The 22405-nt window shown below is 68.4% G+C and carries 26 protein-coding genes; 21 read left to right on the top strand and 5 right to left on the bottom strand.

The features are described from left to right. Positions 1 to 122 precede the first annotated feature (122 nt). Complete coding sequence (locus ACO6D5_RS03485; protein ID WP_485824603.1) at positions 123 to 566, top strand: hypothetical protein; 444 nt, start codon at positions 123 to 125, stop codon at positions 564 to 566. Between the two features lie 61 nt (positions 567 to 627). Here ACO6D5_RS03485 and ACO6D5_RS03490 read toward each other — a convergent pair whose 3' ends face one another. Then, the gene (locus ACO6D5_RS03490) at positions 628 to 858 is read right to left on the bottom strand and encodes a hypothetical protein (RefSeq protein ID WP_131224914.1); all 231 of its coding nucleotides are present in this window, start codon (positions 856 to 858) and stop codon (positions 628 to 630) included. 42 nt (positions 859 to 900) lie between these two features. Here ACO6D5_RS03490 and gspG point away from each other — a divergent pair, with 42 nt between their 5' ends. Genes gspG through ACO6D5_RS03530 form a run of 8 tightly spaced genes read left to right on the top strand, consistent with a single transcriptional unit; the run spans position 901 to position 6087 of the window. Next, entirely contained in the window at positions 901 to 1329 is a 429-nt protein-coding gene (gspG, locus tag ACO6D5_RS03495; RefSeq protein ID WP_035214085.1) for a type II secretion system major pseudopilin GspG, read from the top strand. Further along, the gene (gspH, locus tag ACO6D5_RS03500; RefSeq protein ID WP_315846019.1) at positions 1301 to 1789 is read left to right on the top strand and encodes a type II secretion system minor pseudopilin GspH; all 489 of its coding nucleotides are present in this window, start codon (positions 1301 to 1303) and stop codon (positions 1787 to 1789) included. Before gspG ends, gspH begins: the two co-directional genes overlap by 29 nt. Further along, positions 1776 to 2177: a type II secretion system minor pseudopilin GspI gene (gene gspI, locus ACO6D5_RS03505; protein WP_315846018.1), complete on the top strand. Its 402-nt coding sequence runs from the start codon at positions 1776 to 1778 to the stop codon at positions 2175 to 2177. The genes gspH and gspI overlap by 14 nt, the downstream gene beginning before the upstream one ends. Continuing rightward, positions 2174 to 2806 carry a PulJ/GspJ family protein gene (locus ACO6D5_RS03510; protein ID WP_315846017.1) on the top strand — a complete coding sequence of 211 codons (633 nt, stop codon included), beginning with the start codon at positions 2174 to 2176 and terminating at the stop codon, positions 2804 to 2806. The genes gspI and ACO6D5_RS03510 overlap by 4 nt, the downstream gene beginning before the upstream one ends. Further along, positions 2803 to 3756 (top strand): type II secretion system minor pseudopilin GspK, encoded by a 954-nt coding sequence (gene gspK, locus ACO6D5_RS03515; RefSeq protein WP_315846016.1) that lies wholly within the window; start codon positions 2803 to 2805, stop codon positions 3754 to 3756. The genes ACO6D5_RS03510 and gspK overlap by 4 nt, the downstream gene beginning before the upstream one ends. Next, positions 3753 to 4745 (top strand): type II secretion system protein GspL, encoded by a 993-nt coding sequence (gspL, locus tag ACO6D5_RS03520; RefSeq protein ID WP_485824604.1) that lies wholly within the window; start codon positions 3753 to 3755, stop codon positions 4743 to 4745. Before gspK ends, gspL begins: the two co-directional genes overlap by 4 nt. Next, positions 4742 to 5329, top strand: coding sequence for a type II secretion system protein GspM (gspM, locus tag ACO6D5_RS03525; protein ID WP_315846014.1), 588 nt, complete (start codon positions 4742 to 4744; stop codon positions 5327 to 5329). Before gspL ends, gspM begins: the two co-directional genes overlap by 4 nt. Further along, complete coding sequence (locus tag ACO6D5_RS03530; protein ID WP_485824605.1) at positions 5329 to 6087, top strand: type II secretion system protein N; 759 nt, start codon at positions 5329 to 5331, stop codon at positions 6085 to 6087. Before gspM ends, ACO6D5_RS03530 begins: the two co-directional genes overlap by 1 nt. Positions 6088 to 6112: 25 nt before the next feature. Here ACO6D5_RS03530 and gspE read toward each other — a convergent pair whose 3' ends face one another. Next, positions 6113 to 7540: a type II secretion system ATPase GspE gene (gspE, locus tag ACO6D5_RS03535; RefSeq protein WP_485824606.1), complete on the bottom strand. Its 1428-nt coding sequence runs from the start codon at positions 7538 to 7540 to the stop codon at positions 6113 to 6115. Continuing rightward, entirely contained in the window at positions 7537 to 9915 is a 2379-nt protein-coding gene (gene gspD / locus ACO6D5_RS03540) for a type II secretion system secretin GspD (RefSeq protein WP_485824607.1), read from the bottom strand. The genes gspE and gspD overlap by 4 nt, the downstream gene beginning before the upstream one ends. 177 nt (positions 9916 to 10092) lie before the next feature. On the opposite strand from gspD, the gene gspF reads away from it, so the two are divergent. The 12 genes from gspF to ACO6D5_RS03600 all read left to right on the top strand — a co-directional run bounded on the left by gspF (position 10093) and on the right by ACO6D5_RS03600 (position 20862). Continuing rightward, a complete protein-coding gene (gspF, locus tag ACO6D5_RS03545; protein WP_485824608.1) occupies positions 10093 to 11298 on the top strand; it encodes a type II secretion system inner membrane protein GspF in 1206 nt (401 codons plus the stop codon). Between the two features lie 152 nt (positions 11299 to 11450). Next, a complete protein-coding gene (locus ACO6D5_RS03550) occupies positions 11451 to 11996 on the top strand; it encodes an RNA polymerase sigma factor (RefSeq protein ID WP_315846009.1) in 546 nt (181 codons plus the stop codon). Next, positions 11993 to 12664, top strand: a complete 672-nt coding sequence (locus ACO6D5_RS03555; RefSeq protein WP_485824609.1) for an anti-sigma factor — start codon at positions 11993 to 11995, stop codon at positions 12662 to 12664. The genes ACO6D5_RS03550 and ACO6D5_RS03555 overlap by 4 nt, the downstream gene beginning before the upstream one ends. A gap of 59 nt (positions 12665 to 12723) precedes the next feature. Continuing rightward, a complete protein-coding gene (locus ACO6D5_RS03560; RefSeq protein ID WP_485824610.1) occupies positions 12724 to 13656 on the top strand; it encodes an alpha/beta hydrolase in 933 nt (310 codons plus the stop codon). 64 nt (positions 13657 to 13720) lie between these two features. Then, positions 13721 to 14656: an acyl-CoA desaturase gene (locus tag ACO6D5_RS03565; RefSeq protein WP_485824611.1), complete on the top strand. Its 936-nt coding sequence runs from the start codon at positions 13721 to 13723 to the stop codon at positions 14654 to 14656. Between the two features lie 2 nt (positions 14657 to 14658). After that, positions 14659 to 15924 carry an NAD(P)/FAD-dependent oxidoreductase gene (locus ACO6D5_RS03570; RefSeq protein WP_485824612.1) on the top strand — a complete coding sequence of 422 codons (1266 nt, stop codon included), beginning with the start codon at positions 14659 to 14661 and terminating at the stop codon, positions 15922 to 15924. Then, positions 15921 to 16697: a DUF1365 family protein gene (locus ACO6D5_RS03575; RefSeq protein ID WP_315846003.1), complete on the top strand. Its 777-nt coding sequence runs from the start codon at positions 15921 to 15923 to the stop codon at positions 16695 to 16697. Before ACO6D5_RS03570 ends, ACO6D5_RS03575 begins: the two co-directional genes overlap by 4 nt. Then, positions 16694 to 17968, top strand: a complete 1275-nt coding sequence (locus tag ACO6D5_RS03580; RefSeq protein WP_315846002.1) for a cyclopropane-fatty-acyl-phospholipid synthase family protein — start codon at positions 16694 to 16696, stop codon at positions 17966 to 17968. The genes ACO6D5_RS03575 and ACO6D5_RS03580 overlap by 4 nt, the downstream gene beginning before the upstream one ends. Next, the gene (locus ACO6D5_RS03585; RefSeq protein ID WP_315846001.1) at positions 17968 to 18480 is read left to right on the top strand and encodes a DUF2878 domain-containing protein; all 513 of its coding nucleotides are present in this window, start codon (positions 17968 to 17970) and stop codon (positions 18478 to 18480) included. The genes ACO6D5_RS03580 and ACO6D5_RS03585 overlap by 1 nt, the downstream gene beginning before the upstream one ends. After that, on the top strand, positions 18477 to 19244 hold the full coding sequence (locus ACO6D5_RS03590) for a DUF1295 domain-containing protein (RefSeq protein WP_315846000.1): 768 nt from the start codon (positions 18477 to 18479) through the stop codon (positions 19242 to 19244). Before ACO6D5_RS03585 ends, ACO6D5_RS03590 begins: the two co-directional genes overlap by 4 nt. An 11-nt stretch (positions 19245 to 19255) precedes the next feature. Further along, on the top strand, positions 19256 to 20338 hold the full coding sequence (locus tag ACO6D5_RS03595; protein WP_485824613.1) for an SAM-dependent methyltransferase: 1083 nt from the start codon (positions 19256 to 19258) through the stop codon (positions 20336 to 20338). Beyond that, the gene (locus ACO6D5_RS03600; RefSeq protein ID WP_485824614.1) at positions 20335 to 20862 is read left to right on the top strand and encodes a lipocalin family protein; all 528 of its coding nucleotides are present in this window, start codon (positions 20335 to 20337) and stop codon (positions 20860 to 20862) included. The genes ACO6D5_RS03595 and ACO6D5_RS03600 overlap by 4 nt, the downstream gene beginning before the upstream one ends. 51 nt (positions 20863 to 20913) lie before the next feature. Here the strand turns inward: ACO6D5_RS03600 and ACO6D5_RS03605 are convergent, their stop codons facing one another. Then, a complete protein-coding gene (locus tag ACO6D5_RS03605; protein WP_006227347.1) occupies positions 20914 to 21252 on the bottom strand; it encodes a P-II family nitrogen regulator in 339 nt (112 codons plus the stop codon). A gap of 118 nt (positions 21253 to 21370) precedes the next feature. Then, positions 21371 to 22405, bottom strand: a 1035-nt coding sequence (locus ACO6D5_RS03610; protein WP_485824615.1) for an NAD(+) synthase, incomplete at its 5' end; no start/stop codon positions are given.

Raw genomic sequence — 22405 nt, forward strand, 5'->3', positions numbered from 1 at the left:
GTGTAAGCGCAATGACAGAAAGCTGTACGGAAGCTGAATCGAAGGCGGTTTTTCGATCTCGGCATTGTCATGAACAACCGCTATAGTCGGGCGCGTCGCTTTTTGAATCCGCTGTCGTCCTCATGCCTCTTTCCTTGCGCCTCTCCCTGCCCTCCGCGCCTGCCGCGCTGCGCGTCCTTGCCGTGCTGGCGCTGGCCGCGGGCGTGGGGGTATGGGCCGCCGTGCTGCTTGCGCCGCGCCCGGGCCCGCTGCCCCCAGCCGTATCCGCCGCCGCGCCGCGCGCCGCCGACAACACGCCGGTGGCGCTATGGTTCGGAAAAGACGAGGTGATGCGCACGCAGATCAGCGTGCTGGGCCTGATCGCGGCCGGCCCGGATGGCGCGGCGGTGCTTAGCGTGGATGGAGGTCCGCCCCTGGCTTACCGCAAGGGCGGCGAAGTGGCCCCCGGCATCGTGTTGCGCGATATCGCCGTGGATGCCGTGACGGTGGAGCAAGGCGGGAGATTGAACCGCCTGGCAACGCCCGCCGCGCTGGCGGCGCCAGCGGGGATTGCGCAGGTGAATTGAACGTGGGGGATGGGTTGAATGCTGGCGGGTCAGGCGGCGCTTCCTTTCAAGCGCCCGCCGATCAGCGCTTGCGGCCCGCGGGGCGGCCCATTTGCTTGCGGCCTGCCAGGTTCGACAGGGAAGACCCTGCCGGTTTCTGTGTGGCGGCAGCCTGCTTCTTCTGTTGAAGCGCCTTTTCCACCAACGCCGCCAACCCAGTCGAAGACTTCTCTTTTGTAGCCATTACCGCTCCTTGTAGAAGGGCCATGGTAGCAGGCGGGCGGCGCGGCAACGCATTACTGTCATATTTCATGTCCACAATCCCGTGCTTCTAGCAAAAGACCGGAGTTGCAAAGTGCGTCAGTTACCGCGTGGGCTAGCCCGCCAGCAAGGTTTCACCCTGATCGAGATCATGGTGGTGATTGTGATCATGGGGATCCTGGCGGCCCTGATCGTGCCGCGCGTGCTGGACCGTCCCGACCAGGCCCGGCAAGTCGCCGCGCGCCAGGACATCGCGGGCATCATGCAGGCATTGAAGCTGTACCGGCTGGACAACGGGCGCTATCCCACCACGGCGCAAGGCCTGCGCGCGCTGGCCGAAAAGCCCGACGGCGCCAACAACTGGCGCGGCTACCTGGACAAATTGCCCAATGACCCCTGGGGTCACCCGTATCAATACCTGAGCCCCGGCGTCAAGGGCGACATCGATGTCTTCTCGTTCGGCGCCGACAACAAGCCCGGGGGAGAAAACGGCGATGCCGACATCGGTTCCTGGGAGCTCTGAACGCGGCTTCACGCTGGTAGAGGTGCTGGTGGTGCTGGTGATCGTGGCCATCGCGGCCAGCATGGTCAGCCTGTCCATCGGCAAGCGCGACAACGGCCTGCGCAGCGACGCCCAACGCCTGGCCGACGCCTTCACGGTGGCCCAGAGCGAAGCCCGCAGCGACGGCCGCCCCATCCGCTGGCTGGCCAATGGCCAAGGCTGGTCATTCGAACGCCAGGGGCGCCTGCCGGGCCCTAGCGCGCAAGAGGACTCGCCCGTGCCCGTCGACCGCCTGGAACACGACGACATGCTGCGCCCGCAGACCTGGGCGGCGGGCATGGTCCAGCTGCGGCTGGATCCCGACCGGCCGCTCGTCTTCAACACCGAATGGGTCGCCGCCCCGATGACGCTTACGCTGCGTGCCGGCGATGCCAGCATCACCCTGCAACGCGACGCCTCGGGCCGTTATGACATCCGCTGAACCGCCCCGCCCCGCCGACCGCCAGCGCGGCTTCACCTTGATCGAAGTGCTGGTGGCGCTGGCCATCATCGCCGTGGCGATGGCCGCCGCCCTGCGCGCGACCGGCGTCATGTCGGCCAACAACCGCGCCTTGCAGGACAAGACGCTGGCGCTGCTGGCCGCGCAGAACGCCTTGACCCAGCTGCGGCTGGATCAGGTGCTGCCGCGCGCCGGCACGCAAACCGTGCCCTGCCCGCAGGGCGGCCGCGCGCTGCAATGCGAACTGGTCTTCACCAATTCCATGAACCGCAGCTTCCGGCAGGTTTCCGTCAATGTCCATGACACGCGCTCCGCGCGTCCGGACGCCGTGCTACTGCAATTGGACGGGCTGTTGTCCAGCCTGCGATGACCATGCGCCGCGCCGCTTTTCCCCCCGTTCGCGCCCGCGCCGCCCAGGCCGGCTTTACGCTGATCGAAGTGCTGGTGGCGCTGGCGCTGATGGCGCTGGTCAGCCTGATGGCGTGGCGCGGCCTGGCCAGCGTGTCCAGCGCGCGCGACTGGATCGAGCAGGAGGCCGAGGACACGGACGCCATCGTGCGCACGCTGGGGCAGATGGGCCGCGACGTCGAGCTGTCCTACACCGGGCCGGGCTTCGATCCCGCGGGCAAGGACGCGCTGGTCTTGACCAGCGGCCTGCGCCTGTTGCGCCGGACCAGCGGCGGCAACACCCTGGAGCTGCTGCGCCCTGATCCCGACGGCAACGGCCTGTGGCAACGCGTGCAATGGCAAGTGCGGGCGGACGGCCTGTGGCGCGCCAGCGGCCCGTCCGCGCCGCGCAGCCCGCTGCCGGCCGCGACCGACGGCGTGCTGCTCCTGCCCGGCGTGCGGGCAATGCGCGTGCGCGCCTGGATCCCGGGCACGGGCTGGGTCGATGCCAATGCCAGTTTCGCCACCGCGCCCACCGGCATCGAGATCATGCTGGAACGCGGCGAGGCCAATGCGCCGCAGCGCTACACCCGTATCCTGGAGCTGCCATGACGGTGTGTCCTCCGGCCCGCGAGCGCGGCGCGGCAGTCATCAGCGCGTTGATCATCGTCGCGATCGTGGCGGCGCTGACCACCAGCCTCTTCCAGCGCCAGACCGCCAGCACTCGCCGCGTGGAAAACGAGCTGGCCCGCGTGCAGGCCCGCGTGATGCTGGCGGGCGGCATCGACTGGGCGCGCCTGGTCATCCGCGATCACGGCAAACGCGAGTCCACCACGCGCGGCGACCAGATCTGGGCGACGCCGGTGCTGGACACCCGCATCGAGCGGCCGGGCGACGACCGCGTGGCCGTGTTCTCGGGCCGCGTGCAGGACGAGCAAGGCAAGTACAACCTGAGCAATCTGGCCCGCAACGGCGTGCCGCAACCCGAACAGGAAAAGGTATTGCGCCGGCTGCTGAACGTGCAGCAACTGCCCGACACCCTGGCCGCGCACATCATCGACATCGTTGCTGCCGCGCAGCCGCCGGCGCTGGCGGCCGACTCGCCCGCCTCGTCGAACGGCCAGCCGGTCCCTGCGCCCGACGCGCGCGCGCCGCTGCCACGCGGCGTGGACGAGATCGCCGCCCAGCTTGGGCTGGAACCGCCCGTGCGCAATGCGCTGCGCCGCACGATGACGGTGCTTCCGGTCGCCACCAGCGTCAACGTCAACACCGCGCCGGCCGAGGTTATCGCCGCGCTGGTGCCCGGCCTGTCGCTCAGTCAGGCGCGCGCGATGACGGGGGAACGTGACCGCGGCAACTGGTTCAACAACGCGGGCGACTTCGCCAACCGGCTTGCCGGCACCGGCGTGGACGCGCCTGCGCCCACCGTCACGACTGCCAGCGGCTGGTTCATGGCCAGCGGCACCGTGGTCTATGAACGGGCCCGGGTATCCATGCAGGCCCTGGTGCGTAGCGCCCCGCCTGCCGCGCCCGACACCATATGGACACGAGACACTGAATGAAAAACTCCCTGAGAATCGCGCTGCCGCCCCTGGATGAGTTCAGCGCCAGCTCGCCGCTGTCCTATGCCTGGTTCGATCGGCGCGGACGCTGCGCGCAGCAAGGCGAACTGACCTTGCAGGCCATGGGCAATGCCTATCCCAATGCCGCGTGCGAGGCCGTGCTGCATCCGGCCGACGTCATCGCCACCACGGTGCAGATCCCTGCCGTTGCCCGCGCACGCCTGGCCGCTGCGGTGCACAGCGCGCTGGAACCGCTGGTGCTGAGCGACCTGGACGCGCTGGCGATCGGCTACGGCCCGCGCGGCGCCGACGGCAAGGTGCCGTTGGCCTGGGCGCCGCGCGAACCCGTGCGGCGGGCGTGGAGCTTGCTGAATGCGCAGGGTTTGCGTGCGCATGCGCTCATCGCGCCACAGACCCTGGCGCCCGAATCCGACGCGCCCTTGCGCGACCCGGCGGATCCGCGCTGGCGCGCGCCCTCGCCGTCCTGGTCGCTGGCGATGCCGCAACTGGCCCCGGCCCGCGTATCGCGTTGGCGCCCCGTCTGGCGCTGGAGCGCGGCCGCCGCCCTTGTCTGGATCGCCGGCCTGAACATCCATGCCGCCCAATTGGGCGCTGAAGCCGACGCGCTGAAGAACGGGATGCGCCAGCAGGTGATCGCCGCCTTCCCCGATCTGCCCGTGGTACTGGACCCCCCGCGCCAGGCCCAGCAGGGCCTGGACGCGCTGCAAGCCAACCGCGGCGCGGCCAGCGCCGCCGACTTCCTGCCGCTGGCGCGCGCCGCCGCGCAGACGCTGCCCTTCGCGGCCGACAAGGTTGCGCGCCTGACTTATGCCGATCAGGCGCTGACCCTGCACCTGGCCGATGCGGGCGAACAAGCGCAGCGCGTCGCGGAAACGCCGGCACTCATCCAGCAGGCGGCAGCCCTGGGCCTGAAGCTCGAACGCGGCGACACCGACAACACCTGGCGCATCCTGCGCAAGCAACCATGACACTGAACCAACGCCTGCAACACGCCTGGCAATCCGTCCGCAAGCCTGTAGACCCGGCGCTTGCCCGGGCGCGGCAGCGCTACGACGCCCTGGCGCCGCGCGAACGCCGGCTGGTCACGGGCGCGGCCGCCCTGCTGGGTTCGGCCGTTATCTTCGTCACCTTGATCGAACCGCCGTTGAATACGGTGCGCAAGCTTCAGGCCGACTTGCCCGCCCTGCGCACGCAGGCCGCCAGCGTCGCCGACCTGACGGCCCAAGTCCGATCCCTGCGTCAACGGTCCGCCACGCCCGCCGCCGCGATGCCCACCTCGGCGGAACTGGGCGCCAGCCTGGAACGCGCGGGCCTGCCGGCAGGCATGTGGACATTGGGCGAACCAGAATCCGGCGCCGGTGTGCAACTCGCCCTGAACCAGGCCCCGTCGTCCGCGCTATTGCGCTGGCTGGACGCTGCGGGCCGCGACTGGGGCCTGGCCACGCAAAAGGTCGACTTGACCCGCGCCGCCAACCCCAATGGCCGGCCGCTGCCCGGCCTGGTGAACGGCCAGGTGACGTTGGCCCTGCCGGACAAGGCGGGAGCTCGCTGATGCCATTACCCAGGATCAACAAGCGCGCGGCCGCCCTGCTGCTGGCCAGCGGCGCCTGCGCGCTGGCCGCCGGCGTCAGCGTGCTGCCGGCGCGATGGCTGCTGGCCCTGCAGCCCGGCCAATCGCTGGTGGCGCTGGCCGACGCCAGCGGCACCGTGTGGCAGGGCAGCGCCTGGATCGCATTGGGGCCCGAGGGCTCGCAACGCGTGCTGCCCCAGCCCGTGCAATGGCAATGGCGCTGGAACGCGATGGCGCTGGAGGTGACGCACCCGTGGCTGCAAGGCCCGCTGCGGGCCCGTGTCGGATGGACCGGCCTGTCGCTGCCGGCCCAGTCCCTGCGCGTGCCTGCCTCGGTCTTGCCGGCGCTGGGCGCCCCCTGGAACACGCTGGCGCCCGAAGGCATGCTGGAGATCAGTTGGCAGGCCCTGCGCCTGGGCGGGACTCCGCCGAACGGCCCGATCGCCGATCTGCGCTGGCGCAATGCCGGTACGGCACTGACCTCCGTGGCGCCTGTCGGCACCTACCTGCTGCGGGCACAGGGCACCGGAAAACCGGGCGCCGCGCTGACGCTCAGCACGGAAAGCGGCGTGCTGGCGGTGTCTGGCCAAGGCAATGCAACGGCCCGGGGGGTGAGTTTCGAGGGCCAGGCCACGTTTGCAGCGTCGGCCACCGACGCCCAGCGCGCCGCTCTGGACGGATTGATGTCCACCCTTGGCCGGCGCGCGAACGATACGGTGGTGTTCGGCACCGGCAAGTAGCTCTTGCCGGTGTCCGCGCGCGGCGCTAGGCGTCGCGCGTGACGCGCACGATTTCTTCGGGCGAGGTCTGCCCGCCATCCACCCAGCGCTGGCCGTCCTGCCGCATCGTCCGCATGCCGGCCGCCACAGCGGCCAGGCGCAATTCGCGTTCGTCGCGGCCCTCATGGATGAGGCGCCGCGCGTCGTCGTCCACCGTGAACAGCTCGTGGATGCCCGAGCGTCCGCTATAGCCCGTGTGGTTGCAGGTCGGGCACCCCACCGGGTGGAACACCTGCCTGCCTTCCAGCATGGCCGGCTTCTTGCATTCAGGACACAGCTTGCGCACCAGGCGTTGCGCCAGCACGCCCAGCAGCGACGAGGCCAACAGGAAGGGCTCGACCCCCATGTCCGTCAAGCGTGTCACGGCCGACACGGCGTCGTTGGTGTGCAGCGTGGCCAGCACCAGGTGGCCCGTCAGCGAGGCCTGCACGGCGATCTGCGCGGTTTCAAGGTCACGGATTTCGCCGATCATGATCACGTCCGGGTCCTGGCGCAGGATCGCGCGCAGGGCCAGTGCGAAACTCATGTCGATCTTGGCGTTGACCTGGGTCTGGCTGATGCCCGACAGGTCGTATTCAATCGGGTCTTCGACCGTCAGGATGTTGCTGGTGGCGGCGTCCAGCCGGCTCAGCGCCGCATAGAGCGTGGTGGTCTTGCCGCTGCCAGTCGGCCCCGTCACCAGCACGATGCCGTGCGGCTGCCGGATCAGGCGGTCCAGCTGCGTCAGCACCTCCGGGCACATGCCCAGGCGTTCCAGCTGCAGCCGCCCCGCTTCCTTGTCCAGCAGGCGCAGCACGGCGCGTTCGCCATGCCCGGTCGGCAGGGTGGACACGCGCACGTCGATCGGCCGCCCGCCCACGCGCAGCGCGATGCGGCCGTCCTGCGGCAGGCGCTTTTCCGCGATGTCCAGATGCGCCATGATCTTGATGCGCGAAATCAACGCCGCATGCAGGGCCTTGCGCGGCGACACCACATCGCGCAAGGTGCCGTCCACGCGGTAGCGCACCACGGAATGCGTCTCGAAGGGCTCGATGTGGATATCGCTGGCGCCATCGCGCGCCGCCTGCGCGAACAGCGCATTGATCATGCGGATGACGGGCGCGTCGTCCTGCGCCTCCAGCAGGTCGGCCACTTCGGGCATGTCCTGCAGCAGCCGGTCCAGATCGATCTCGTTTTCGGCCACGCCCATGACGGACGCCGCGTCCTCGGAATGGCTGTAGGCGGCCGTCAGCAAGGTCTCCAGCGCCTCGTCGTCGACGTGCGCCAGCGCGATATCGCCATGGCAGCGGCGGATCTCGCGCACCGCCCAATCGGGCGTGCGCGGGCTGACCGTCAACTGCACCTGCCCCGCACGCAGCGACAGCACGGCGCGCTGCGCGCGCGCCCAGGCATAGGGCAAGGGATGCGCGCTCATAGCAGCGACTCGGGGTCCACTGCCACGCCCATCGTGACCGACTGCGACACGCGCATCGGCATCGACGCGTCGCGCTGCGCCGCCATGCCTGGATATTGACGCACCGCGAAAGATTCCACGGTGGCGGGCGGCGGACGGCGCATCGTGGCCGCCTGCTGTTCCGGCCGCAGGTCATATGCGTTGTTCGACACGGACGGCGCGGAACCGGGCGGCGGCAGCATCGGCGCCTGCATGTCGGGCAGCACCCAATGTTCGCCGGGCTGTGTGGCGGCCTGGGCGCGGCGCATGTAGTCGTAGCGGTCCATGGTGACGCTGGCGCTACGGTTCGCGTCGCGCACCACGTACGGGCGCAGGAAGACCATCAGGTTGGTCTTGGTGCGCTTGCGCGAGTCGTAGCGGAACAGCGACCCGATCAGCGGCAGCGAACTCAGGCCCGGCACGGCGTTGGTCGTGAGCGTCACATTATCTTCCAGCAAGCCGCCCAGCACGATGATCTGGCCGTCGTCGATCAGCACGCTGGTGTCGATGGCGCGCTTGTTGGTCACGATGCCGGTGGTCGCGTTGGAGCGGCTTTCGTCGATGCTGCTGACTTCCTGGTAGATGTCCAGCTTGACGGCGCCGCCTTCCGAAATCTGCGGACGGATGTTCAGCTTTAAGCCCACGTCCTCACGCTCGATCGTCTGGAACGGGTTGGAACTGCCATTGCTGCCCGAGGTCACGTACTGCCCCGTCACGAACGGCACGGTCTTGCCGACCAGGATGCTGGCGGACTGGTTGTCCAGCGTCAGCAGGTTCGGCGTGGACAGGATGTTGGCTTCGCCCGAGTTCTGCATGGCGCGCGCCAGCACGCCCAGGTTGATGACTTTGTTGCCCAGCACGTCCACCGTGCCCTTGACCACGCCCAGGCTCAAGCCGCTGCCGAGCGCGTCGATCGACGTCGGCCCCGTGCCGGTGATGCCGCTGCCGCCCAGGTTGGTGCCGCCGATGAAGCTGGTGCCGCCGCTGTTGATGTTGCCCGCGCCCGTCATCCACTGGATGCCGAATTCCGCGGCTTTCTGTTCGCTGACTTCCACGATCAGGCTTTCCACCAGCACCTGCGCGCGGCGCTGGTCCAGTTGGTCAATCACCTCGCGCAGGCTGCGGTACAGCGGCTCCGGCGCCGAGATGATCAGTGAGTTGGTCGCCGGATCTGCCTGGATGGTGGCCCCGCCTGCCGAATACGACACCGCCTGGGTGCTGTTGTCTTCGCGCGAAATGCGTTCCTGCTCGCCCGACAGGCCGCCCTTGGACGACCCCGACATGCCCTGCCCCATCTGGCCGCCAGTGTTGGACGCGGTGTTCTGCGGGCGGGCGCCGCCTTGCGCGCCGCCCGTGGGGCCCGAAGCCCCTCCTGCGGCACCGTTGGCGCCCGGCGCGGCGTTCGCCTGCCCGGTCAGCAAGCCACCCAGCACTTCGGCGATGCGCGTGGCTTGCGCGTTGCGCATGTAGACCACGTGCAGGTTGCCCGCGCGATTCTGCTGCGCGTCCAGCTTCATGATCAGGTCGCGGGCCAGCCGCGTGCGCGCAGGGCTGCCGGAACGCACCAGCACGCTGTTGCTGCGCGGGTCGGCCACGACGGCGATACGCTGGGTCGGATCGCTGCTTTGCGTATCCAGCAGCTGCGAGGCCAGGATGGCGATGTCGGTCGCGATGCCGGACTGCACCGGCACCACGTCCGTGTCGATCGAACTGGGGACGTCGATGCGCGCGATGACCTGCGCGATCCGCTCCAGGTTATCCGCGTAGTCCGTCACCACCAGCGTGTTGTTGCCCGGATAGGCATTGATGGGGTTGTTCGGCGGCACCATGGGCCGCAGCACCGGCACCAGATTCGCGGCGTTCTCGTACTTCAGCGGAAACACGCGCGTCAGCATTTCACCGCTGCTCGCGCCCTTGGCAAAAGCCGACACGGGCACCGGCGCGCGCGCGGCGCCGCCGGCCGGCGTGCCGGCAGCGGGCGCAGCAGGCCGCGTATTGCCCACCACCGCGCTACCTTGCAGCTTGGCATCGGCCTCGGGCACAACCCGCGTCACGCCGTCCACGTCGACGATCGCAAATCCCTGCAGGCGCAATGCCCCGGTCAGCATGGCCAGCGCCTGGCCGCTATCGACGGGCCGGTCCGACACCAGCGTGAGTTTGCCCTTGACGCGAGGGTCGACCAGGAAGTTTCGCTGCGTGAACAACGACAGCGCGCGCAACACGGCGGGGATATCGGTGTCGACGAAATTCAGGCTGACACGGTTGTCCGCCTGTTGGGCGTGGGCCGTGCTGAGTGCCGGTCCGATTTGGCTTGCTGCAAGCAAGACCGCAAGGCTTAACTGCGCGAGATGACGCATGACGAGATAGGTGCCTGAGACGTGAAATCGTGTGAAAAAACGTGAAAGCGCGTCGGAGTATACGGGGTGACAGTGCAACACTACGGTCATATTTGACATGCAACATACTGGCTGGAAACCCTTTAAATTCGGGGCTCTTGCACGTTTCGCATTTGCGTGCGGCCCCTTGCCTCAACCATGCCTTCCTTCCGTTACGAAGCGACCGACGCGCTGGGCAAAATCGTGCGCGGCACGATTGATGCCGACTCCGAGCGGGGTGCCCGCAACCAGTTGCGCGGCCGCGGATTGTTGCCCTTGTCTACCGCGTTGGCAGCACGGGCGGAGGGGTTGGGCGCCAGCCTGCGCACCCGCTTGTCGGATGCCGACCTGGCCTGGTTGACGCGCCAGTTGGCCAGCCTGCTTGCCGCGCGGCTGCCGTTGGACGCCGCACTGTCGGCCACGCTGGAGCAAGCCGAAAAGAAGCACATCGCCGCCACCTTGGGCAGCGTGCGCGACGACGTGCGCGCCGGCCACCGGCTGTCCACCGCCTTGGCCGCGCGCCCCCGCGACTTTCCCGAGATCTACCGCGCGCTGATCGGCGCGGGCGAAGAGTCCGGCGACCTGGCTCAGGTAATGGAAAAGCTGGCGGACTACATCGAAGAGCGCAACACCCTGCGCAGCAAAGTGATGACCGCGTTCATCTACCCGGCCGTGGTGGCCAGCGTATCGGTCATCATCGTCATCTTCCTGCTGGGCTACGTGGTGCCGCAGGTGGTGTCCGCCTTCAATCACGCCAAGCAGCAGTTGCCGATGCTGACCCGCGTGATGCTGGCCCTGTCCGACTATGTGCGCGAATGGGGCATGGTGACAGGCGTTGCGCTGGTGCTGCTGATCGCCTTGTGGCGCTATACCTTGCGGGCGCCGGCGGCGCGCCGGGCCTGGCACGCTCGCGTGCTGCGGCTGCCGCTGGCAGGACGCTTCGTGCTGGGCGTGAATGCGGCGCGCTTCGCGTCCACGCTGGCAATCCTTTGCGGCAGCGGCGTGGCGCTGTTGACCGCGTTGGACGCCGCCCGGCGCACCTTGAGCAACGACGTGCTGCGCCAGGCGGTGGACGAAGCGGCCGAGCGCGTGCGCGAAGGCGCGGCGCTGTCGGCGTCGCTGGGCGCGCAGAAGGTCTTTCCGTCACTGCTGGTGCATCTGATCGCCAGCGGCGAGAAGACCGGCCGCCTGCCCGAGCTGTTGGACCGCGGCGCGCAGAACCTGTCGCGCGACCTGGAACGGCGCGCGATGGCGATGACGGGCTTGCTGGAGCCGGCACTGATCCTGCTGATGGGCGGCTTCGTGCTGCTGATCGTGCTGGCGGTGATGATGCCGATCCTGGAAATGAATCAGCTGATCCGCTGACGCGCGATCCCCCCGGGGGGGGATGCGGCCGCATCCAAGGACAATCCCGCGCCTTTCTGTAATATTGCGCCATGGCTTGGCCGTTCGTTATGCCGCTGCCCCGACTCCGTCGCGTTCCGCGACCGCACGCCATGTGACCCCGGATATTCGCCATGCCCGACCCGATTCGTCTGCAGGCCCTCATACAGGATTGCGCGCGCGGCCAGGAATCCGCGTTGGCCGAACTCTACCGCCAGACGTCCCCGCATCTGTTTGCGCTCGCCGTACGTATATTGCGACGAAGCGACTGGGCGGAGGAGGTCCTCCAGGACAGCTTCATCAATATCTGGCGCAACGCCGCCCGCTATTCTTCCGAGCAGAGCCAAGTCATGACCTGGATGACGCGCATCGTGCGCAACCGTTGCATCGACCTGCTGCGCAGGCCGGACCTGGAGCGTCCCGACGCCGACGGCGAATTGACGCTGGCGTGGGCGGACGACGCGCCGGGCCCATTCGAACGCCTGCAGACCGATCAGGATGCCCGGCGCCTGGCCGACTGCCTGAAGCAACTCGAGGGTCCGCAGCGCGCGGCCATCGCGCTGTCTTTCTTCGATGACCTGAGCCACAGCGAGATCGCCGGGCGCCTGCAGACGCCCCTGGGCACCATCAAAAGCTGGGTGCGCCGCGGCATGGAACGGCTCAAGAGGTGCCTGTCATGAACTACCGCGATCCGCAATTGCGCGCCCGGCTGGCGGCCGACTATGTCGCCGGCGCCATGCGCGGCGGCGCGCGCCGCCGCTTCGAAGGACTGATGGCCGCCGATGCCAACCTGCGACGGCAGGTGCGCGAGTGGGAAGGCGACATCTATCCCCTGCTTTGGTCGCTGCCGCCCAAGACGCCGCCCCGGCGCGTCTGGCGCGCCATCGAATCCCGCTTGCGTCCCGGCGCCGCCCCGTGGTGGCGGGGCCTGGCGTTCTGGCGCGTGGCCAGCGGCGCGCTGGCTGCCTTGCTGATGGCAGGCGTCATCGTCTATCCCACGCAGGTCGACCGCGCCGCCCGGGCGCAACTCATGGCCGTGCTGCAAAGCCCCGAAGCGCAAGCCATGCTGGTGGTGCGCGCCGACGAAGCCGGCGGCCTGCACGTCCACGCGCTGCAGAACCTGGCGACACGCGCCGGCGACAAGGCCCTGGAGCTTTGGGTCATTCCTCCCGGCCAGGCGCCGCAATCGGTCGGCCTGGTGTCTCCCGAAGGCCAGACCGCGCTGCGGCGCGCCCAGGGCCTGGATGGGGTCCAGCAGTTGGCCATCACCCTTGAGCCGCCGGGCGGGTCGCCGACCGGCGCGCCGACAGGCCCGGTCATCATGAGCGGCGACGTGCTGAAGATCTGACCTGCATCCAGCGCGGGTTCCGGCCCGTATAGAGGGGTGTCCCCATTGCGGAGCATCCCATGCCTTTCTGGACAGGCGCCGGCCCTCGCGGCCTGCTCGAGATCTTGCTGGTCGCCGGCCTGGTGCTGGCCGTGCCGGCCTTGCTGGCCGCCTGTTCCCCGCTGACGCTGCTGAACGGCGCCGTGCCCGACGCCGCCAGCCGGGCTACACCCGGCGTCGCCTACGGCCCGCTGCCACGCCAGCGCCTGGACATCTATGCGCCCCCCGACGCGGACCGCGCGCCGGTGGTGGTGTTCTTCTACGGCGGCAGCTGGCGCAGCGGCGACCGGGCCGACTACCGGTTCGCGGGCGATGCGCTGGCCTCGCGCGGCATCGTCGCCGTCATCGCCGATTACCGCCTTTACCCTGAAGCCCGCTACCCGGCCTTCCTGCAAGACGCCGCCCAGGTCGTGGCCTGGACGCAACAGCATATCGGCAGCTACGGCGGCGACCCTGGCCGGGTCTTCGTAGCCGGGCACAGCGCGGGCGGCTATATCGCCGCGATGCTGGCGCTGGACCCGCGCTGGCTGCAGGGAGCCGGCACCACCCCCGGCACGCTGGCCGGCTGGATCGGGCTGGCGGGCCTTTACGACTTCCTGCCCATCGTCGCGCGCGACGTGCGACCGGTCTTCCTGTTTCCCGATACGCCCGTGGATTCGCAGCCCATCCGGCACGTCAGCGCCGCCGCGCCCCCGGGCCTGCTGCTGACCGGCGCCGCCGACACCACGGTCGACCCGCAGCGCAACAGCGCCAGCCTGGCGCGGGCGTTGCACGCAGCCGGCGCCTGCGCGCGCCTGGTCGAATACCCGGGATTGGGCCACAAGCTGCTGGTCGGCGCCTTGGCGCGGCCGCTGCGTTGGCGCGCGCCGGTGCTGGACGACTTCAGCGCGTTCGTGGCCGGGCCCCACGCGCCGTCGCTATCGCCGCAAGCGCATACCGGTGGCTGCGACTAGGGTTTTCACCAATGCATCCGAGACGCGTCCACACCCGTATATCCCTGCACGTCTCGAACAGGACATGATGATGCGCCCCGAATTCACTGGCTGGACCGCCTCGATACGCCGTTGGGTAGACACCCAGGCCGACGGTGCGCCCGACGGCGACCCCAACCGGATCGACTGGGCGCGGGCGCTGCCCTTCGCGCTGCTGCACGCGGGTTGCCTGGGCGCGCTGTGGACGGGCGTCTCGCCGGTGGCCCTGGCCATGGCGGCAATGCTGTACGCCGTGCGCATGTTCGCCCTGACCGGCTTCTACCACCGCTATTTCTCGCACCGCACCTTCCGCACCTCGCGCGGCATGCAATTGGCCTTTGCCGTGCTGGGCGCCTCGTGCGCCCAGCGCGGCCCCTTGTGGTGGGCGGCGCACCACCGCCACCATCACCGCCACGCCGACGACGGACAGGATCTGCATTCGCCCGCCCGCCATGGCTTCTGGTGGAGCCACATGGGCTGGTTCCTGACGCCGCGCGCCTTCGCCACCGACATGGCGCGTGTTCCGGACCTGCGCCGCTACGCCGAACTGCGCTGGCTGGACCGCTTCGATGCGGCCGTGCCCGTCGCGCTGGCGCTCGCCTGCTATGCGCTGGGCGCGGTGCTGGAACGCCTGGCGCCCGGGCTCGGCACCAGCGGCCCGCAGATGCTGGTGTGGGGCTTTTTCATCTCGACGGTCGCGCTGTTCCATGCCACGGTCACCATCAATTCGCTGGCGCACCGCTACGGCAAGCGCCGCTACGACACCTTGGACGACAGCCGCAACAACGCCTGGCTGGCGCTGCTGACCTTTGGCGAAGGCTGGCACAACAACCACCATTTCTATCCCGGATCAGCCCGCCAGGGCTTCCGTGCCCGGGAGATCGACATCACCTGGTATGGCCTGCGCCTGCTGGCGGCCGCAGGCCTGATCTGGGACCTGAAACCCGTGCCGGCCTGGGTGCTGGCGCGCGCCAAGGAATGACCATGCGCATCGCCATCATCGGGTCCGGCATCTCGGGGTTGGTCTGCGCCTGGAAACTGGGCCGCGACCACGACGTGACGCTCTACGAGGCCAACGATTATCTGGGGGGCCATACCCATACCCATCAGGTGGAACAGGATGGCCGGCGCTATGCCGTAGACAGCGGCTTCATCGTCCACAACCCGGCCAACTATCCGCATTTCACGGCCTTGCTGGACGAGCTTGGCGTCCCGTCGCAGCCCACCACCATGAGCTTCTCGGTGCACAAGCAGGCGGGGGGTCTGGAATACAACGCGACCTCGCTCGACACCTTGTTCTGCCAGCGCGGCAACCTGCTGTCGCCGCGCTTTCTGGGCATGGTGCGCGACCTGCTGCGCTTTTACCGCGAGTCGCCCGCGTTGCTGGCCACTGACGATCCCGGCCCGACGCTGGGCGACTACCTTGCCCGGCACCGCTATGGCAGCGCATTCCGGACCGATCACCTGATCCCGATGGCGTCTGCGCTGTGGTCGTCGCCAGCGGCGCGCATCCTGGACTTCCCCGCCCGCTATCTGGTGCAGTTCATGGCCAACCACCAGATGCTGCAGGTCAGCGAACGACCCGAATGGCGTGTCGTGCAAGGCGGATCCAACCGCTATATCCGTGCCCTGCGCGAACGGTGGAACGTGACCGAGCGCCGGAACTGCCCGGTGCACCAGGTCATGCGCCAGGCCTGTGGCGTGGTGGTCGCCTCGCGCGACGGCCAGCCGCATTACGACGAAGTGGTCTTCGCCTGCCACAGCGATCAGGCCCTCAAGCTGCTGGCGGACCCGACGCCTGCCGAACGCCAGGTGCTGGGTGCGATTCCCTACCAGGACAACGATGTGGTCCTGCACACCGACGCCCGCCTTCTGCCACAGCGGCGCAAGGCCTGGGCCGCATGGAACGCCTACGTACCGGCGGATCCGTCCGCGCCATGCTCCGTCAGCTACTGCATGAACCTGCTGCAGGGCTTGTCCTCGCGCCTGCCATTCATCGTGACGCTCAATCGCAGCGAGGCCATCGACCCCGCGCAGGTGCTGGCCCGCATGCGCTACCACCATCCGGTCTACACCTTGGACTCGGTGGCTGCGCAAACGCGCCGCGCGGAGGTCTCCGGGCATCGCCACACTTGGTATGCAGGCGCGTACTGGGGCTGGGGGTTTCATGAAGACGGCGTGGCCAGCGCCCTGGATGTGGTGCGCGGCATCCAGTCGCGCGCTGCGCCGTTGTCCCGGGCGGCGGCATGATCCCCCAAAGCGCCCTCTATGAAGGCCGCGTGACGCACAGGCGCCACGTGCCGCACCCGCACGGCTTCAGCTACCGGATGGCGCAGCTGTATCTGGATCTGGACGAGATCGATCAGGTCTTCCAGCACCGCTGGCTGTGGTCGGCCAATCGGCGCAACCTGGCCGAATGGCGGCGCAGCGATTATCTGGACGGCGCCTCAGGCCTGCCGCTGGCGCAGGCGGTCCGCGCGCGCCTGCGCGCCGCGATGCGTGACGCGCCCGACGGGCCGATCCGGCTGCTGGCGCATCCGCGCTATGCGGGCTATGTCTTCAACCCGGTCAGCTTCTACTACTGTTACGAAGCCGACGGCGTGACCTTGGCCGCCATTCTGGCCGAGATCACCAACACCCCCTGGAAGCAGCGCCACGCTATCGTGCTGCCGACCGATACCGCCGAACGGCACGGCGAGTCCCTGATCTGGCGTTTCGACAAGCGCTTCCACGTCTCGCCCTTCATGCCGATGAACTGCGCCTATGACTGGCGCTTCAGCCCCCCGGGCGAGGATCTGCGGGTCCACATGCGCGTCAGCCGGCAAGATCAGGCGCAATTCGACGCCCACCTGACCCTGCAGCGCCGCGAGCTGGACGGCGCGGCATTGGCGCGCCTGCTGTGGCGATTTCCGCTGATGACGCTGCAAGTGATTGGCGGCATCCACTGGCAAGCCCTGCGCCTCTGGCTCAAGGGCAACCCCGTCCACGACCATCCCCGCACGCCCAACGGAGAACCGCAATGAAAGCCATGACGCCATCCGAACACGCCGCCGTCTCGGCCGGCCGCCCCGTCAGTGCGCTGGACCGCCTGCTGCGCAAGCGCCTGCTGGCGGCCCTCTCGCCGTTGACCGGCGGCCGGCTGGCAATCGAAGACAGCCTGGGCAGCGCGACGCTGGGCAACGGCGCGGCGCTCGTGCGCCTGACCGTCAGGGACATGGGCTTCTACCGGCTCGTCGCCACGCAAGGCAGTGTCGGGGCCGGCGAGGCGTTCGGCGACGGGATGTGGACCTGCGACGACCTGGTCGCCCTGGTGCAGCTGCTGGTGCGCAACCGCGACACGCTGGACGGCATGGAATCCGGACTGGCCCGGCTGGCCGGCTGGGCGCTCAAGCGCTGGCATGCCGGCAACCGCAATACCCCTGAGGGCAGCCGCCGCAACATCGCCGCCCACTACGACCTGGGCAATGATTTCTTCTCGTTGTTCCTGTCGCCGGACCTGATGTATTCATCGGCGTTGTGGGCGGATGCGGACGACACGCTGGAAGACGCGTCGCGACGCAAGCTGGACACCCTCTGCCGCAAGCTCGAGTTGCGGCCTGGCGACCGTGTGGTGGAAATCGGCAGCGGCTGGGGCGGATTCGCCATCCATGCCGCGCGCCACTACGGTTGCCACGTCACGACCGCCACCATCTCGCGCGAACAGCATGACCTGGCCGCCGCGCGCGTCGCCGCCGCCGGCCTGGGTGACCGCGTCAGCGTCGTGCTGCAGGACTACCGGGATCTGCAAGGCCAGTACGACAAGGTGGTCTCCATCGAAATGATCGAGGCCATCGGCGCCCCGTATCTCGAGACGTATTTCCGCAAGGTCGCCAGCCTGCTCAACCCGCAAGGCCGGGCGCTGATCCAGGCCATCACCATCGAAGACCACCGTTACCAGCAGGCGCTGGCGTCGGTGGACTTCATCAAGCGTCATATCTTTCCCGGCAGCTTCATTCCGTCCATCGAGGCCATGCTGCGCGCCAAGACCCGCGCCTGCGACCTGGCCCTGGTACACCTGGAAGATTTCGGCCTGTCGTATGCGCGCACCCTGCAGGCGTGGCGCGAACGTTTCCTGGCGCATCTGCCCGAAGTCAAGGCGCAGGGGTTCGACGCCCGCTTCTGCCGGCTGTGGGAGTTCTATCTGGCGTACTGCGAGGGAGGTTTCCGCGAACGTTCGATCGGCGTCTCGCATCTGCTGCTGACCCGTCCCGGCGCCCGCAGCACCGGCGAACGCTGGGTTCATGGGGACGTGTGATGCGCTTCTGGGCCAACCTGCTCGGGTATCAACTGGTCTGGTTCTGCGCCGTCATCGGCGCCGGCCGCGGGCTGGCCTGGCCGGGCGTGGCGACGGCACTGGCGTTCATCACCGGCCACCTGGCCTGCTCGAACCAGCGGCGCGCCGACGTAAAGCTGGCGGTCGCCGCGCTGCTGTGCGGCAGCCTGCTTGATGGAAGCCTGTCCTGGCTGGGCTGGTCGGTCTACGCCGCCGACGCCTGGCCGGCGCCGCTCTGGATCCTGGCGCTGTGGGCGTGTTTCGCCCTCACGCTGAATCACTCGCTGGCCTATCTGCGCCAGCACCCCTGGCTGGCCTGCGTGTTCGGCGCGGTCGGCGGGCCCATGGCGTATTGGGCCGCCGCCCGCGGTTGGCAGGCGGTGCACTTCGACGCGCCCGCGTGGCGCGCCACCGCAGCGTTGGCGGTCGGATGGGGATGCATCCTGCCTGTCCTCGCCACCCGCGCGCAGCGCTGGACACGGGAGGCAGCATGAGCCCTTTTCACCAATGGCTGAGCATCGCGGTCTTCATGATTGCCGCCATGGCGCTGGCCTGGCACTGGCAACGTCGTCATGCCAATGCAGGCATCGTCGACGTGGTCTGGGCGTTGGGCATGGGCGGCAGCGCGTTGCTGGTCGCGGCCACCGGGCAAGGGGCCTGGGTGCCCCGGGCATGCCTGGCCGTGATGGCCGGCGTGTGGTCCCTGCGGCTGGCCTCGCATCTGTGGCGTCGCGTGCGGCAGGCGGAAGATGGACGATACCGCGCGCTGCGCGAGCGCTGGCATGGCCATCAAGGCAAATTCTTCGGCCTGTTCATGTTCCAGGCCGGCCTGGTGATGCTCTTCAGCTTGCCGTTCCTGGCGGTTGGCGCCAGCCCGGCGCAAGGCCTGCCCGTCGCGCTGGGTCTTGCCGTCTGGTTGGCGGCGCTGACCGGCGAGGTGGTCGCGGATCGTCAACTGGATCGCTTCCGCGACAACCCCGCGCACCACGGCCAGACTTGCCGCGATGGCCTGTGGCGCTATTCGCGGCATCCCAACTATTTCTTCGAATGGTGCCATTGGTTCGGCTATGTGGCGCTGGCCTGGGGCTCGCCCCTCGCCTGGCTGTCCTGGCTGGGGCCCGTGCTGATGTACGTGTTCCTGCGCTGGATCAGCGGCATCCCCTTCACCGAGCAGCAGGCCTTGCGCACACGCGGCGACGACTACCGCGAGTACCAACGCCGCACGTCGGCTTTCTTTCCGTGGTTCCCCAAATCCTGACGAGGCACGCCATGACGACCGCGACCCTGCACGACACTCCACTCGCCGTTGACCGCCCCGCTCCCGGCCTGCTTGGCCTGGCCGAACGCGGCCTGGTGCCCGACGCGCTGCTGCGCCTGGGAATACGCCGCCTGTGCGCCGAACGCCTGGCCGAGGAATACGCCGGCGGCATCGATGCCTGGACGGCGCGCGACCAGCAGCTGATCGCCAGCCTGCGCGCGAGCGCGGTGGCGATCCATACCGACGCCGCCAATACGCAGCACTACGAACTGCCCACCGCGTTCTTCCAGCTTTGCCTGGGCGCGCGCATGAAATATTCCAGCTGCTATTACCCGACGGGGGCCGAGACGCTGGATGCGGCCGAGGCGGCCATGCTGCGCCTGTATGGCGAACGCGCGGAACTCGCCGACGGCCAGCACATCCTGGAACTGGGCTGCGGCTGGGGGTCGCTGACGCTGTGGATGGCCGAACACTTCCCCAACGCCCGCATCACCGCGGTCTCGAACTCGGCGACCCAGCGCCAGCACATCGAGGCGCGCTGCCGCGAACGCGGCTGGCGCCATGTGCAGGTCATTACCTGCGACGTGAACGTGCTGTCGCTGCCGCATGCCGCCTACGACCGCTGCGTGTCGGTCGAGATGTTCGAACACATGCGCAACTATCAGGACCTGATGGCGCGCATCGGCCAATGGCTGCGTCCCGGCGCCAAGCTGTTCGTGCACATCTTCGCCCACCGCGAACGGGCCTATCCGTTCGAAACCGGCGGCGCCGGCAACTGGATGGGACGGCATTTCTTCACGGGCGGCATCATGCCTGCGGCCGATACGCTGCTGCACTTCCAGCGGGATCTGCAGCTGGAAGCAAAATGGTTTCTCAACGGCACGCACTACGCGCGCACGGCCAACCACTGGCTGGCCAACCAGGACGCCCGCCGCGAACAGGCCAGGGCCGTGCTGACCTCTGCCTACGGTCCGCAGGCCGGCCTGTGGAACCAGCGCTGGCGCATGTTCTGGATGGCGTGCGCGGAGCTCTTCGGCTATGACGAGGGACAACAATGGGGCGTGGGCCACTACCGCTTCACGCGTCCATCATGAGGCCCGCCCTGTTGCGCGCGGTATGTGCCGGCGTCGTCGGCGTGTTGACGGGGTGCGCCGCGCCCGCGCCCATGCCGCCGGTGGAGCACGTCGACCTGTCCCGCTTCATGGGCGATTGGTACGTGATCGCGCATATTCCCAGCTGGCCCGAGCGCAACGCCTATGACGCGGTGGAAAGCTACCGGCTATTGCCGGACGGCAGGATCCAGACCGACTTCCGCTACCGCAAAGGCAGCTTCGACGCCAAGGAGGACACCATGCATCCCGTGGCGACGGTGCGGCCGGGCACGGGCAACGCCGTCTGGGGCATGCAGTTTTTCTGGCCGATCGAAGCGGAATACGTCATCGCCTACCTGGATGACGCCTACCAGACCACCATCATCGGCAGGTCCAAGCGCGACTATGTGTGGATCATGGCCCGCGTGCCGTGCCTGAGCGACACGGCGTATGCGAAGCTGGCGGACCGCGTGGCGGCGCTGGGATATACGGAAAGCCTGCGCAAGGTGCCGCAGCGTTGCGGATGAGCGCGGGCGGAGGAACCGCCGCCGCTCACCGCAAGGCAGTACAGGTAAGGCTCACAGCGCCTCTTCGTCGCTTTCGCCGGTGCGAATGCGGATGGCTTGCTCGACCGGGCTGACGAAGATCTTGCCGTCGCCGATCTTGCCGGTGCGCGCGGCCTTGACCACGGCTTCAATGGCCGCATCGACCTGATCGTCGGGCAGCACGACTTCAACACGGATCTTGGGCAGGAAGTCCACGACGTATTCCGCACCGCGATAAAGCTCGGTATGGCCTTTCTGGCGGCCGAAACCCTTGACTTCGGTCACGGTCAAGCCGCTAACGCCGACTTCGGCCAGCGCTTCGCGGACTTCGTCGAGCTTGAAGGGTTTGATGATGGCGGTGACTTGTTTCACGTTGGTCGTCCTGGGTTTTTGATCTGTTGCGGCGCCTTGCCATGCCGTCGCGGCAGGCAAGGCGCAATGAATAAGAGAATACCACCGGCATCGCGGCGCAGTAGCGGGAGAACCCGTATCAGGCGTCGGGCGCGGCGTCCGGAATGCGTTCGGCGTCGCGCATCCACACCACCGATTCGGAATCGCTGGGCGCGCGCCAATCGCCGCGCGGCGACAGCGAACCGCCCGACCCGACCTTCGGCGCGTTCGGCACGCACGTGCGCTTGAACTGGCTTGTGCGGAAGAACCGGTCCAGGAAGATCTTCAGATTGCGCTTGATGGCGGCCAGATCGTACTGGTTGCGCGCCACATGACCGGCGTCGGGCCAGGCGCCGGCCTCGCGGTCGCGCCAGGCCGCCAGCGCCAGGAAGGCCACCTTAGTCGGCGCGAAACCGTAGCGCAGCGTGTAGTACAGGTTGAAATCCTGCAGTTCGTAGGGGCCGATGGCGTCTTCGCTTTTCTGGACCGGCTTGTCGTCGGCGCCGCCAGGCACCAATTCGGGGCTGACGTCCGTGCCCAGCACGTCCAGCAGCACCGCGGCGCCCTCCTCGCCCAGCCGGCCCGATTCGGCCACCCAGCGCACCAGGTGCGTGATCAGCGTCTTGGGCACGCTGGCGTTGACGCTGTAGTGCGACATGTGGTCGCCCACGCCATACGTGCACCAGCCTAGTGCAAGCTCGCTCAGGTCGCCCGTGCCGATGACGATGGCGCCGCTGAAGTTCGCGATCCGGAACAGGTGATTGGTGCGCTCGCCCGCCTGCACGTTTTCGAACGTGATGTCGTAGACCGGCTTGCCTTCTGCATAGGGATGGCCCAGGTCCTTCAACATCTGCAGGCAGCTGGGGCGGATGTCGATCTCGGACGCCGTGCAACCCACCACCGCCATCAAGCGGCGCGCCTGCTGCAACGTGCGGGTGCTGGTGGCAAAGCCCGGCATGGTGACGGCCAGGATGTTCGAACGCGGCAGGCCCAGCGTATCCATGGCCTGGGCGCAGACCAGCAGCGCGTGGGTGGAGTCCAGCCCGCCGGAAATGCCGATGACGACCTTGGCCATCTTGCTGGCCGACAGGCGCTGCACCAAGGCCTGCACCTGGATGTTGTAGACCTCCTTGCA

The organism is Achromobacter sp., from assembly GCF_057314935.1.

Coding starts and splice junctions, on each gene's coding strand:
- ACO6D5_RS03590 (WP_315846000.1), top strand. CDS start 18,477: ATGAGCCCTTTTCACCAATGGCTGAGCATCGCGGTCTTCATGATTGCC.
- ACO6D5_RS03565 (WP_485824611.1), top strand. CDS start 13,721: ATGATGATGCGCCCCGAATTCACTGGCTGGACCGCCTCGATACGCCGT.
- gspD (WP_485824607.1), bottom strand. CDS start 9,915: ATGCGTCATCTCGCGCAGTTAAGCCTTGCGGTCTTGCTTGCAGCAAGC.
- gspE (WP_485824606.1), bottom strand. CDS start 7,540: ATGAGCGCGCATCCCTTGCCCTATGCCTGGGCGCGCGCGCAGCGCGCC.
- gspH (WP_315846019.1), top strand. CDS start 1,301: ATGCCGACATCGGTTCCTGGGAGCTCTGAACGCGGCTTCACGCTGGTA.
- ACO6D5_RS03580 (WP_315846002.1), top strand. CDS start 16,694: ATGAAAGCCATGACGCCATCCGAACACGCCGCCGTCTCGGCCGGCCGC.
- gspL (WP_485824604.1), top strand. CDS start 3,753: ATGAAAAACTCCCTGAGAATCGCGCTGCCGCCCCTGGATGAGTTCAGC.
- ACO6D5_RS03570 (WP_485824612.1), top strand. CDS start 14,659: ATGCGCATCGCCATCATCGGGTCCGGCATCTCGGGGTTGGTCTGCGCC.
- ACO6D5_RS03530 (WP_485824605.1), top strand. CDS start 5,329: ATGCCATTACCCAGGATCAACAAGCGCGCGGCCGCCCTGCTGCTGGCC.
- gspM (WP_315846014.1), top strand. CDS start 4,742: ATGACACTGAACCAACGCCTGCAACACGCCTGGCAATCCGTCCGCAAG.
- ACO6D5_RS03585 (WP_315846001.1), top strand. CDS start 17,968: ATGCGCTTCTGGGCCAACCTGCTCGGGTATCAACTGGTCTGGTTCTGC.
- gspK (WP_315846016.1), top strand. CDS start 2,803: ATGACGGTGTGTCCTCCGGCCCGCGAGCGCGGCGCGGCAGTCATCAGC.
- gspF (WP_485824608.1), top strand. CDS start 10,093: ATGCCTTCCTTCCGTTACGAAGCGACCGACGCGCTGGGCAAAATCGTG.
- ACO6D5_RS03595 (WP_485824613.1), top strand. CDS start 19,256: ATGACGACCGCGACCCTGCACGACACTCCACTCGCCGTTGACCGCCCC.
- ACO6D5_RS03555 (WP_485824609.1), top strand. CDS start 11,993: ATGAACTACCGCGATCCGCAATTGCGCGCCCGGCTGGCGGCCGACTAT.
- ACO6D5_RS03600 (WP_485824614.1), top strand. CDS start 20,335: ATGAGGCCCGCCCTGTTGCGCGCGGTATGTGCCGGCGTCGTCGGCGTG.
- ACO6D5_RS03490 (WP_131224914.1), bottom strand. CDS start 858: ATGAAATATGACAGTAATGCGTTGCCGCGCCGCCCGCCTGCTACCATG.
- gspI (WP_315846018.1), top strand. CDS start 1,776: ATGACATCCGCTGAACCGCCCCGCCCCGCCGACCGCCAGCGCGGCTTC.
- ACO6D5_RS03575 (WP_315846003.1), top strand. CDS start 15,921: ATGATCCCCCAAAGCGCCCTCTATGAAGGCCGCGTGACGCACAGGCGC.
- ACO6D5_RS03550 (WP_315846009.1), top strand. CDS start 11,451: ATGCCCGACCCGATTCGTCTGCAGGCCCTCATACAGGATTGCGCGCGC.
- ACO6D5_RS03560 (WP_485824610.1), top strand. CDS start 12,724: ATGCCTTTCTGGACAGGCGCCGGCCCTCGCGGCCTGCTCGAGATCTTG.
- ACO6D5_RS03510 (WP_315846017.1), top strand. CDS start 2,174: ATGACCATGCGCCGCGCCGCTTTTCCCCCCGTTCGCGCCCGCGCCGCC.
- ACO6D5_RS03485 (WP_485824603.1), top strand. CDS start 123: ATGCCTCTTTCCTTGCGCCTCTCCCTGCCCTCCGCGCCTGCCGCGCTG.